The sequence below is a fragment of the Shewanella benthica KT99 genome, assembly GCF_000172075.1.
Classification (GTDB): Bacteria; Pseudomonadota; Gammaproteobacteria; order Enterobacterales; family Shewanellaceae; genus Shewanella; species Shewanella benthica_A.
The window spans coordinates 16832-30025 of the sequence record NZ_ABIC01000026.1; the positions used below are offsets into that span (position 1 = coordinate 16832).

Annotated in this window: 7 protein-coding genes; all 7 read left to right on the forward strand. The window is 46.6% G+C overall.

What is annotated here, in order from left to right; all coding sequences use genetic code 11:
- The first annotated feature begins 172 nt into the window (after positions 1-172).
- Positions 173-1516, forward strand: coding sequence for a TolC family protein (locus tag KT99_RS12625; protein ID WP_005500626.1), 1344 nt, complete (start codon positions 173-175; stop codon positions 1514-1516).
- A gap of 62 nt (positions 1517-1578) precedes the next feature.
- Positions 1579-2781, forward strand: a complete 1203-nt coding sequence (locus tag KT99_RS12630; protein WP_420038552.1) for an efflux RND transporter periplasmic adaptor subunit — start codon at positions 1579-1581, stop codon at positions 2779-2781.
- A gap of 26 nt (positions 2782-2807) precedes the next feature.
- Positions 2808-6053: an efflux RND transporter permease subunit gene (locus KT99_RS12635; protein WP_005500628.1), complete on the forward strand. Its 3246-nt coding sequence runs from the start codon at positions 2808-2810 to the stop codon at positions 6051-6053.
- A 495-nt stretch (positions 6054-6548) separates the two neighbouring features.
- Positions 6549-10880 carry an RHS repeat domain-containing protein gene (locus KT99_RS12640; RefSeq protein WP_005500629.1) on the forward strand — a complete coding sequence of 1444 codons (4332 nt, stop codon included), beginning with the start codon at positions 6549-6551 and terminating at the stop codon, positions 10878-10880.
- The gene (locus KT99_RS22905; protein WP_232504299.1) at positions 10864-11739 is read left to right on the forward strand and encodes an RHS repeat domain-containing protein; all 876 of its coding nucleotides are present in this window, start codon (positions 10864-10866) and stop codon (positions 11737-11739) included. The genes KT99_RS12640 and KT99_RS22905 overlap by 17 nt, the downstream gene beginning before the upstream one ends.
- Before the next feature lie 20 nt (positions 11740-11759).
- Positions 11760-12017, forward strand: coding sequence for a hypothetical protein (locus KT99_RS12650; protein WP_157752205.1), 258 nt, complete (start codon positions 11760-11762; stop codon positions 12015-12017).
- Positions 12018-12165: 148 nt separating this feature from the next.
- Positions 12166-13143, forward strand: coding sequence for a transposase (locus KT99_RS12655; protein ID WP_040571956.1), 978 nt, complete (start codon positions 12166-12168; stop codon positions 13141-13143).
- Positions 13144-13194: the final 51 nt, after the last annotated feature.

Genomic DNA, 13194 nt, shown 5'->3' on the forward strand with positions numbered 1-13194 from the left:
ATGCCTTGAACTCTGTCACTTCTCGACATGCTGAATCCTGCATTTTGAAGTAGTTTGGGTATATACCTGCAATGATCTGGCTGCAAACATGTGTCCGTAATCACCTTGAGATTCGGCTTAACGTGCAGCGCAGCTTTTGCTGAAAGAGATGGCTTTAGGGATAGGATATACAATGAAAAAAACCATAATAGCCAGTCTGTTATTAGCCTATTTAACCGGTGGCGCAACATGGGTTCAGGCGGCTAACCTAGATTCGGTAGCAGCGGACAGCGCACTCAATAGCAGTGAAGCTTGGCTTACCCAAGGCAATCAAACCGGCTTCAAGACTTGGTTGCCTAACTTGATGCAAACCTTCAATGCTCTGCCTGAAGTCGCTGCTCAAGAAGCCAGACGTACCCAAGCAGAGTTCAGCATCAGGGCGGCAGATCAAGCCATCTATAATCCAGAGCTGGGCGTGAGCTACCAAAATGCCACCGACGATACTTATACTCTGGATATCAGTCAGACCCTAGATTGGGGTGATAAGCGCGGCGCCGCCACCCGTATCGCTCAACTTCAAGCCGAAATGTTACTTGCAGACATCACCTTAGAGCGAAGTCAAATGCTGGCAAGTGTGATTCAGGCGCTAGTAGAGCAATCCCAGAGCCGTAAGGCCCTGATTTTTCAACGGCGACAGCTTGCTTCGTCTAAGCGCTCTCTGGATATTGCCAGGCAGCAGTTACAGGTGGGAGACCTCTCATCGGTTGCCTTGCAGCTAGTACAGCTAGATGTGGCCAGCCGCGCCGCCGAGTATGCTATGGCCGAACAGGACTCGATCACAGCCGATACTAATGTCTTGATGCTATTAGGTGAGAGTGAAACGGCTTTTAGTGGCTTTATCGGTTCATTGAGCCTGCCAAGCATGTCGAGGCAGATAGACCCAGAGCTTCCCGCATTAAAGAGTGCTTATCAAGCCGTTATGCTGACCAAGCTCAACGCCGAGCAAGTTAAAGCCGATACATCAGCCGATCCAACCATCAGCCTTAGCGCCGAACGTGAGGGCGATGAAAACAAGGTAGGCATAGGATTATCCATTCCGCTGCAGATCCGCAATAACTACAGCGATACCTTAGCGGTGGCGAGTCAGGAGATTGCCATTGCCGAGCAAATTTATCTAGCGCAAGAGCGAGTGCTCAGGCAGCAACAGAAGAAGTTTTATCTGAGCATGCCCAGACTAACCGAGCGTTATCAAGAATGGCGTGATCTGGTGCTTAACGCGGGTCACGAGGCCGCATCTGGTCTGGCGCAGCAATGGCGCGCCGGTGACATAAATACCAGTGTTTACCTTCAGAGTCAGCGTCAACTGTCTACCAGTTACCTTGTTGGTTTGTCCCTGGAGACAGCCCTGTATACCAGTTGGCTCGATTGGATGGGAGCCAGTGGTCAGCTGGAAGCATATTTGAATGCTCAGTTACCAAGATTATCAAAGACTAATCACTCTGGCTCAGGGAAAAACATCTCTTCGGCTAAGTACTAATTCAGATAGGAACGCGAGTTATGAACACGATTAACACCAGATTTAACCGCATTGGCATGGATATGAACACGCAAAATCAAGCTGTAGCACCATTTCATCTGAGTGCGCTTGCCAGAGCCATGAGCTTTGCATTTTTAATGACCTTGACCGCCGCTGTTGCAACCCCGTCAACGGCATTTGCCGGAGAAGGTCATGATCAGGTTGCAGAAAAATCTGAGATACCTGCTAAAAGTGATGGTCACGGTGCAGAGGAAAGTGAAGAGGAACATGCGCTTAAGCTAACGGCTGTGCAGCAAGCCCTTGCCGGTATCGAGGTGACGCGACTCTCCGAGGAGATATTCAGCTTAGAGGCGGTTGCCACGGCGACTCTGGTTGTAGACAGAGACAGAACCATGACCTTGGCGCCCCAAGTCGATGTACGAGTATTGGCGCGTCATGTGGTTCCGGGCCAGGAAGTGAGTCAGGGCGACCCCTTGTTAACGCTTGGTGGTGTGGCGGTAGCTCAGGCTCAGGCCGATTATATTAATGCCGCGGCCGAGTGGAGCCGGGTTAAGCGCATGGGCAAGAGTGCCGTCAGTGCCAGTCGCCGTCTGCAGGCTCAAGTAGATGCCGAGCTTAAGCGTGCCATTCTCGAGGCGATGAAGATGACATCGGCGCAGATCACCAAATTAGCGTCAACCCCTAGCACTATCGGTAGCTATCAGTTATTAGCCCCGATAGATGGCCGCGTGCAGCAAGATCTTGCCATGTTAGGCCAAGTGATCACCTCGGGGACCGCACTGATGCAGCTCACCGACGAATCACATCTCTGGGTCGAGGCTCAGGTTACTCCGGCTCAGTCGGAAAACATCCGTGTCGGCAGTGAAGCCTTAGTACGTGTTGGTGACAGAAGCATCAAAGCCAAAATCATCGGCCGCTCACATGAGCTAAACAGTGTGACGCGCACCGAGCAGATTTTGCTGAGTCTGGAAAATATCGGTCATGTGCTCCATGCCGGCCAGTTTGCCGAGCTTTACTTGCCTAATGCGATACGAGGAGGAGTGATCTTACCCGACGCGGCCCTGACTCGTGGCGAAGATGGCGATTGGCAGGTGTTTATTCAGGATGAAGATGGCTTCGAGGCGGTAGAGGTCGAAGTGGTTGAGCGTCAGCGCGGCATGAACCTGGTTCGTGGCCTGACGCCTGGCAGTACTGTGGTGGTATCCGGGGCCTTTTTTCTGGCCTCTGAACTGGCTAAGTCCGGCTTCGCTATCCACAACCACTAATCTCTTAAAAGTTAAGGAGCTCTCTTATGTTACAGAGACTGATTGAGGTTGCTATCCGCAATCGACTCATGGTGGTGCTGGCGCTTATTGCTGTCGCGATAGCCAGTGTGATCATGTTACCCAAATTGAATCTGGATGCCTTTCCCGATGTTACCAACGTACAAGTTATCGTCAACACCGAGGCCGAAGGGTTAGCGGCAGAAGAAGTGGAGAAGTTAATCAGTTATCCGGTCGAGTCGGCCATGTATGCCTTGCCTGCCGTGACTGAGGTACGTTCGTTATCTCGCACTGGTTTATCCGTAGTGACCGTGGTGTTTGCCGAAGGCACAGATATCTATTTTGCCCGTCAGCAGGTGTTCGAACAGCTGCAGGCAGCCAGAGAGATGATCCCCGATGGTATCGGTGTGCCCGAAATTGGCCCAAACAGCTCAGGTCTAGGTCAGATTTATCAGTATATTCTGCGCGCCGAACCCGGCTCAGGTATAGATATGGCCGAATTGCGTAGTCTCAACGACTACCTGGTTAAGCTCATCATGATGCCTGTGGCTGGGGTGACCGAGGTGCTCTCATTCGGTGGTGATGTGCGTCAATATCAGGTGCAGATCGACCCGAATAAGCTGCGCAGTTATGGCCTCTCCATGGGGCAAGTGATCACAGCGCTGGAGAGCAATAACCGCAACGCAGGTGGCTGGTTTATGGAACAGGGTCAGGAGCAACTGGTTGTTCGTGGCTATGGTCTCTTGCCGGCGGGTGATGCAGGGCTTAAAGCCATTGCTCAGATCCCCTTGACCGAAGTGGCGGGAACCCCAGTCCGGGTCGGCGATATCGCCAATGTGGCTTACGGCAGAGAAATTCGTGTCGGCGCGGTGACCATGACTCGCCGTGACGAGGCGGGTAACCCTCAAAACTTGGGTGAAGTCGTTGCCGGGGTTATCCTCAAACGCATGGGGGCCAACACTAAGGCGACCATAGATGATATTAATGCCAGAACTTCACTGGTTGAGCAGGCGCTTCCTGATGGTGTCACCTTCGAGGTGTTTTACGATCAGGCGGATCTGGTTGATCAGGCGGTGACCACGGTGCGTGATGCCCTCTTGATGGCGTTCATGTTCATCGTGGTGATCTTGGCGCTGTTCTTAGTCAACATCCGCGCCACCATGTTGGTGTTACTGTCTATTCCGGTTTCTATCGGCATGGCGCTGATAGTGATGTCATATTTCGGTATGTCGGCAAACCTGATGTCCTTAGGTGGACTTGCGGTGGCTATCGGTATGTTGGTGGATGGCTCAGTGGTGATGGTGGAGAACATCTTCAAGCATCTGACTCAACCGGACAGACAGCATCTTAACGATGCCCGTAGTCGCGCCGATGGCGAGGCTGACCCTTATCATGCCGACGAAGATGGCGTAGGGACACCGGCCCATGGCAAAACATCTTCGGCCATCGATATGCGTATCATGCTGGCGGCCAAGGAAGTCTGTAGCCCTATCTTCTTCGCAACGGCCATCATCATAGTGGTATTTGCGCCTCTGTTTGCCCTGGAAGGCGTCGAAGGTAAGCTGTTTCAGCCCATGGCTATAAGTATCATATTGGCCATGTTGTCGTCCTTATTGGTGGCACTCGTTGCCGTACCGGCTCTGGCAGTTTATCTGTTTAAGCGTGGTATCACCCCCAGAGAAAGTGTGCTGCTTAAGCCTATCGAGTCTGTGTATCGTCGCTTGTTGACGGTAACCATGGCGCGTCCTAAGACGGTAGCAGTCACGGCTGTGACACTCTTTGTGCTGAGCATGTCCTTGCTGCCACGTTTAGGCACCGAGTTTGTACCCGAGCTTGAAGAGGGCACCATTAACCTGAGGATCACCCTAGCGCCGACGGCGAGCCTACAGACCTCAATCGATGTTGCGCCTAAGATAGAGAAGCTGTTACTCGAGTTCCCCGAGGTAGAATATGCCCTGAGTCGCATCGGTGCCCCCGAGCTTGGCGGCGATCCTGAGCCCGTGAGTAATATCGAGATCTATATTGGCCTCAAACCAGTGGAAGAGTGGCAGTCGGCTTCGAGCCGAATCGAGCTGCAGAAGTTGATGGAGGAGAAAATCAGTGTCTTCCCAGGCTTGCTGTTCACCTTCTCTCAGCCCATTGCCACCCGAGTCGATGAACTGCTATCGGGCGTCAAGGCTCAGCTGGCGATCAAGATTTTTGGCCCAGATTTAGATGTGTTATCAGCCAGCGGCGAGAGGCTCTCTGAGCTGGTAGCAAAAATACCGGGTGCAGTGGATGTGTCACTGGAACAGGTCAGTGGTGAGGCTCAGTTAGTGGTGAGACCTAAGCGTGATGTGCTGGCGCGTTATGGTATCAGTGTCGATGAGATCATGAGCCTGGTTAGCCAAGGTATAGGAGGAGTAAGTGCCGGACAAGTGATCGATGGCAACGCCAGATACGACATCAATGTGCGTCTCGCCGAGCAATATCGTAACTCGCCGGATGCCCTGAGAGATCTTCTCCTCAACGGCGTCAACGGTGCTACGGTACGTTTAGGCGAAGTGGCCAGTGTCGAAGTCGAGATGGCGCCGCCAAATATTCGCCGCGATGATGTGCAGCGCCGGGTCGTGGTGCAGGCCAACGTCTCTGGCCGCGACATGGGTTCGGTGGTCAATGACATCTACGCCATTATTCCACAGGCTAACTTGCCTGCGGGTTATACCGTGGTTGTCGGTGGTCAGTATGAGAATCAGCAAAGAGCCCAGCAGAAACTCATGTTAGTCGTGCCTATTTCTATCGGTTTGATTGCCCTGTTACTCTTCTTCTCATTTGGCTCGCTTAAGCAAGTCGCTCTCATCATGGCGAACGTGCCACTGGCCTTAATCGGTGGTGTGGTTGCCCTGTTTATCAGCGGTACTTATTTATCGGTTCCTAGCTCCATCGGCTTTATCACCTTGTTCGGTGTCGCCGTGCTTAACGGTGTGGTGCTGGTGGACTCGATTAACCAGAGAAGACAGCAGGCATTGCGAGAAGCTACCGGGACTCTTGGCCAAGGGGAAAGCCTCTATGATTCGGTCTATGAAGGCACGGTAGGGCGCTTGCGTCCGGTATTGATGACGGCACTGACCTCGGCGCTCGGCCTTATTCCTATCTTGATCTCAACTGGGGTAGGCAGTGAAATTCAGCAGCCCTTGGCCGTGGTGATTATCGGTGGCTTGTTTAGCTCCACTGCGTTGACGCTACTGGTCTTGCCGACCCTGTATCGCTGGATCTATAGAAGTGAAGAGAGCTAGCTGTAAGAGGTAAACTGTAAGTAAAGCTAATGAGCTGGATATCTCATAGATCAATGTTGTGAGGTGGCTTTCAGTTATAACTTACAGCTTATGACTTATGACTTTTAATTAAGCTGGAAGCTTAAATGAGATGCGTAGCGTTAGTCTGCCGTCGCATCTTATACTGGCTAGGGTCACTTACTTTTCTGGTGAGTCGACTTATTACGCGCAGCAGGACGCTGCGCCTTTTTCTTTTTTCATGATTGCCCCCCCCTTCTGCCAATCCCTCTCTAAATTCGATTTAGTTACATTTTTTTCCATTTATTCATCTGCTGGCTAGGTTAATTGAAGCCCGTTAGTCGCTACATTTTCATAGCGCATGAAACATTTGTTAATTATTTTGGTGCTCACCTCATCCTGTTCACTTAATTAAGCAGCGGTTCTGTTTGTTGCGTAGTTGTTGTGTTTTTTGTTGTTTCTGTATAAAGTATTCAAAAACTAGGGAGAGTTAATAATATGGATATTGTTCGCCAACTAGTTACAGCCAGTGTTTTATTCGCTTTTTTTACTTCATTTAGTGCCGTATCAGGTTCTAAGGTTCCTGGAGATGATGAGTTTTCTAATTTAAGCGGCTATAACAACGATATTGTGCAGTCCAAGATGCTGACAAATTTTGAACTAACTCCTCTCACCAAAGACTCTTTCGGTGACAGAATTGATTTAAGCAATGGTACGATTCAGTTCAGTTATAAAGATGTTTCTATCCCGCTTAATTCTCAATTAGATATGTCCGTTAAACGGATATTTCAACCGACGACTCTAATGCAAAGTAATAATAATAGCTTTGGTTCTGCTGGTTGGTATCTGGATATTCCCCATATCAATTTGTCACTCATGTTTAGGTTTAACCGTCTATCTCACGGTTGGGATACCAATCAAGAGTGCATCAATTTAAGTCAAGACCAAGGAGATATCGAAGTCGATGAGTCATGGAAGGGAGCAATATTACATGTGCCTGATCAGACTCATGAGGCTATGTTGTACAACAAGATGAGTCAGGGGGGCAGACTTATCACTAAGTCAAATTGGAGCATCAACTGTTTCGCCCGCCAAGATGGAAAAGGCCAAGGTTTTAAAGCGACTTCTCCTAAAGGTGTGACATATTATTTTGATAATAAGCAAACCGTCATAACGAGTCTATTCGATCCAATTTGGAAAACAAGATACAGCCAAGGCTATATGTATGTTTCTAAAATTGAAGACAGGTTTGGAAACTATATTAACTATGAATATTCTTCTGATAATAGCCAGTTACTCTCATTAAAGTCTAATGATGGTGCCGTGATTAGAATTTCTTATTTCGATGATGGTTTAAGAAAGATTATCGGGGGGATCAAAACGTATAGTGTGAATAGCTCGGGTAATGAAGTGTATACCGGTAAGCAATGGCAATATGTCTATGGTGACAATATCCATTTTGGTAAATGGTTAAAATCGGTAATTCTCCCAAATGGAAGTTCATGGGAATATGAGGGGTTTGGCTTAGGAATAGCGTATTCTCCTTCATTTAGAGTTCCCGAAGCAAAATGTGAAATCGATACCATGACAGGTGAAATTGGCGGTAGTACATATACTAAAGTAACACATCCTAATGGTGCTAAAGCCACTTTTGAAAGAGTGACTGAAATTAGTGGGTTTAGTAATCAGCCAAATTTTGATAATTATGTAAAAGCGCAGACCATGAGAAGAGATCCCATTTTTAAACTGCACTATCATCCACGATGTTTTTTGGTCAAGCGGCTTAAGAAGAAAACTATTCAGAACATTAATGCAAGCTCAGTTTGGATTTATGATTTCGAAGAAGGTCTGGGCGGTTTCGTGGCTTCGGGGAACTCTAGTCCATATGATGGCGACCCCATCGCCACAGCAATGACAGGTAGTGTGCCGACACAATATGTCGATGCTATTAATTATCGCAGAGTCACTGTCACCAGGCCAGATCTTTCCAAAACGGTTAGCTATGTGAATCGTGATTATGCTTCAATTTACCAAGGGAAAACGGTATACAGCGAAGAGTATTCTACCAATGGCGTAAAGCTATCCTCAACATTTAATGAGTTTGAACAATTCCCTCAGCAAACGGGAACAGACTTTACTCAGCATGCTAACACTAATGAACGATATAGACTCAATACTAAAAAAGTCACTTATCGTAATCTTTTACAAGATGGTACTGATACGTTTTATACTGATTATTCTGGCTACGATCAATTTGGCAATCCTTCTCAAGTAAAAGCATCATCAGATGTCTCTTCTCTAAAGCATTACACCAAACGTCATTACTATAATGATTACACAAACTGGCTTATTGGTTTACCAACAAGCAGAGAGTTATCAAGTGATGGTGTCAACTGGTCTACAATCAATGAGTCCACGTATTATTCGGCGACGGGAGGGTATAAATCTTCACCCTATCAGACAAAGGTGATGGGGAAAATACTCAAAAAAGTCAGTAGTTATCACGCTGATGGAAATGTAAAAAGAGTCGATTATGAAGGGGTATTACGCTACGAGTTATTTGAAGATTATTATCGGGGCCAAACTCGGAAAGTAACGTTGCCCTGCGCATTAACCAATGGCTGTAATTCTATCAATGCCAGTAGTGCAAACACTATGGTGGCAAAGTTTGAAATTAATGCCGATGGTAGTACCAAAAGTGTCACTGATTTTAAGGGCAGTAAAACAAGTTATAGCTACAATCAAGCGGGTTGGGTGACTAAAGTCGACCACGGAGACAGTCGCTGGACAGATAAAAACATTAGCTACAGTAAAGTGACTAGTGCTGGTGACGGCATATCCGGTAGCGGAATATTGGCAGGGCAGCAGAAACAAATTATCACTCAAGCTGGTTATCAAAAAACTATCTATTATGATGCGATGTTGCGCAAAACGCTGACAAGGCAAAGAGATACCGCTGATAGTAGCAGTGCCCGTTACAACTCATATGAATTTGATTTTGAAAATCGCCCAATACAGCAATCTTTCCCGAGTAGCAGTGCTAGCAACACGACTGGTATGGAGACAGAGTATGATGCACTTGGCCGCGTTATATCTAATACCCGCCAAAGTGATAATGCTACTTCAACTATCGAATATCTTAGCGGTAACAAGCAAAGAGTCACCGATGCAAAAGGTAATGTAACCACCACAACCTATCTGGCTTATGGCAGCCCCAGTTACGATAAACCCACTTTGATACAAGCACCTGACAGTAGCAATACTTCTATTGCATATAATAAATTTGGCCAAGTCAGGTCGATTACTCAGGGTTCTGTTACCGAAAAACGCTTGTATGACGGTTATCAACAACTGTGTAAAATCTATCGCCCTGAAACAGGAGTGACCGCTTATGGTTATAACGTTCAGCGTCAGCCAATCTGGTATGCCGAAGGGACTAGTGGTGGTAGTAGCAGCTGCGCGGCATCATCGGTACCGCCATCGCATAAAGTGCTGTTGGGGTATGACAATCTCGGTCAGCTAAGAAGTGAGAATTTTCCGGACTCTACACCCGATAATACCTATAATTATGATGCGAATGGTAATTTATCCAGTCTAATATCTGGCAGTGGTAGTAGTGCCATTAGCTGGAGTTATCTGTACAACTCGCTAAACCTCATAGAGAAAGAAACCCTGTCAATGGACGGTAAAAGCTTCGTATTGGATTGGGGTTACAACAGTTTAGGCGCGGTATCGTCACTGAAATACCCTTCAGGAAAAACCATAAGTTATTCACCGAATGCCCTAGGTCAGGCCACGAAAGCTTCAGATGGCAGTATCAATTATGCCAGTAATGTTAAATATTATCCCAATGGTCAATTAAAGCAGCTGGCTTACGGCAATGGTATTGTGCGAAATGTTGCATTGGATACCACTGGACGTATCGATGCCATCTCTGATACTAAAGAGAGTCGCTACCTCTTACGCTTAGACCCAAGTTATGACCGAAATGATAATCTTGCAGGCTTAATAGATTGGGTTGACCGCAGTAATGACATAGATAACATGAGTTATGATGGCCTGGACCGCTTGACGTCCGCCGACGGTAAGTGGGGCCGCGGCAGCTACAGTTACGATGGCTTAGGTAACATCTTAAGTCGCAGCATCAGTGGCTCTACGATTAACTATTCTTACAACACTTTGAATCGTTTGAACAATATTTCTGGTGCGTATCGCTATAGCTATGGTTACGATACTCGAGGCAATGTGACCCACAATGGCCGCTATGGCTTGGTCTTTAACCGAGCCAATCAGGTGAAGACAGCCAAAGGCATACCTTATCGCTATGACGGTCATAACCGAAGGGTGAAAAAGAATAATGACTACAGTGTCTACAGCCAAGGTGGGCAATTGTTTTATCGTCAAAAATCCAACGGCAACAAAACTGATACTGTTTATTTAGGTAAGCAGTTAATTGCTGAAATAGACCTCAATGGAACCTATACACCACCTGCGCCAAAATCAAGTGTGAGTATCAACTTTTCAGGTGGCGGAAGTGGAGGTGGTGGAAGTGATTGCCCTAAGGGGTTTGTGTGTCAATCTGTGAGCAGGATTCCTACACTACCTCCTACCGATAGCTATGTGTTGTCATGGACGACAAGCAATGCAGATAGTTGTACAGGTACTGTGTTACGTAATGGTGGGATTCGAGAAACCTTGTCTGGTACCAGTAATTTAGGCATTAACTTTTCGAATGATGGCGCAGTGTATGAGGCGCGGTTAACTTGTGTTAACAGCGGTGGCACGACGACTAAAATGGCTATTATTGGTGGTAATGGCAATGAATACTAAGGGAGCAGCAAGGATGCATTATATCTCGAAATTAATTGTGATCACTCTGTGTTTAGTGATTGCTCCTCTGGCTACAGCACAAACTGTGCGCTACCAACATACCGATATGCTGGGCACGCCAGTTATGGAAACCGATGAGTCCGGTAATGTCATCAGTCGTAGTGTGTATGAGCCTTTTGGTAAGCGCCTCGGCGGTGAGAAAGAAGGAATAGGTTTTACCGGGCACTTGCAAGATGAAGACCTTGGGTTAACGTATATGCAGGCACGATACTATGATCCACTTATCGGGCGGTTTTATTCGAATGATCCTTTGCCGTTTAGGGATGTGCATAGCTTTAACCGTTATTCTTATGCTGCGAACAATCCATATAAATATACAGATCCAAATGGAAAGGATTTTAAAGCCACATATCTATCTATAAAAATTCCATTTGCTGGCTCTGTAGATATTGGTACCGTTGGGTTTTCGCCAAACTCTGCCGGGGAAGGATCTACAACCAGTGGTATGTTTGTTCGAATTAATACAAGTGCCTCTAATGCAGAGAGTGATGCGTCTAAAGGTGTATTAAAGCAAACGGGTATGAAGACTGGCGTTTTAATTGGGGCAACCATTGGCAAGGAAGCTGGTACCCATACCTCTGAGACTTTTCAAGGTACTGATGCATCCATTGATGTAGGGTTAGGCCCTGTCTCTATTTCATTAGGCGGCTTAGCATCAGGTGAAACATCAGTTGCGACAGAACTAGGGGTCGCATTTGGTGCTGATGCTACAGTGAGCCAGACTATTAGTTTAACAAATGAAGATATTGGCAACGCAGCCTCTAAAGTCGTTGATTTTATGAAGGAAATTATAGAGTGATGTTTATGAAGGATTCGTCTATGAAAAAATCGGTAAAATTCAAAGTCGCATTGTTAATTCAGGTGCTAATCACAGTGTTTTACAAGCTAATTGCTTTGAAAGGAAGCACTCTGCATGACATACTTTTTTGGGCAGTGATGGGTCTTGGTATTTATATATTTTATATGGTGTTTGGTTATTTTTGTCACAGCTGTAAGAAAAATCAGATCATGAAAGGCTTTTTCTCATACAGGCTTCCTAGCGATACTTGTTGGCACTGTGGAGAAAAAATTGATTAGGCTAAATAATAATGGATAAGCTCTCTCTGAGAGCTAAGGGATAAATAGGTTGTAGTTAATTAGGTCAATAAATCAGGCCAGCCATTGTTAATGGTGCATTTTCTTTCTCCTACTAAGCTTTAGTTACTGGTCGATTTAGGAGGTTGTAATGTCACGTCCCAGAAGAACTCAAGTTAGCATTGAAGATACGCCGTTCTACCACACAACCTCAAGGTGTGTGCGAAAAGCATGGTTAACGGGAGTCGATAAAGATTCGGGTCGCTCTTATGAACATCGACGTGAGTGGGTTGAATCTAGGCTCATCGAACTCGCAGGGGTATTTTCTATAGATATAGCGGCTTATGCGGTGATGAGCAATCATCTACATGTGGTGTTGAGAATCGATATCGAGTCAGCAAACCGCTGGACAGATAGAGAGGCAGTGGAGCATTGGCATCAACTGTTTAAAGGAACTGAAATAACTCAGAAATTTCTAAAGTGTGAGATAATTGAAAGCCATGAAATCAACGCCCTCAAACATTCAATAGCCTTATATCGAAGCCGATTAAGTGACATAAGTTGGTTTATGCGCTGCCTCAATGAGCCAATCGCGAGGATGGCGAATAAAGAGGATAAGTGTACAGGGCATTTCTGGGAAGGTCGGTTCAAGTCACAGGCCCTGCTCGATGAAGCCGCCGTGCTGGCCTGTATGGCCTATGTAGAGCTCAATCCAATACGTGCCAAGATGGCTAATACACCAGAAACTTCAGATCACACCAGCCTTAAATTGCGAGTAAAAGCAGCTTTAAAAGGCAAACAACCAGAAAAACTGCTGCCTTTTATTGGAAATGAGTGCCTCAAACAGCCAAAAGGCATTCAATTTTCACTCAAAGACTATCTTGAATTAGTCGATGAAACCGGCAGGATTCTTCGTGATGATAAACGAGGGTTTATATCTGCAAGTGCTTCTAAGATACTCACTCGGTTAAATATTTCCAGTGACAACTGGATACATATCACTTCTGAATTTGGCAAATTATTCCATGGTCCAGTGGGTACACTACAAGAACTCACCAGCTATTGTGAACACTTGGGTAAGCGACGACGGCACTTTGCTCACTGCTGTGATTACTTACAAACGAGCTGATAATTAAAGATCTTTACGTTTCATTCAGACCTCCATCTTGGGTTTGACTTT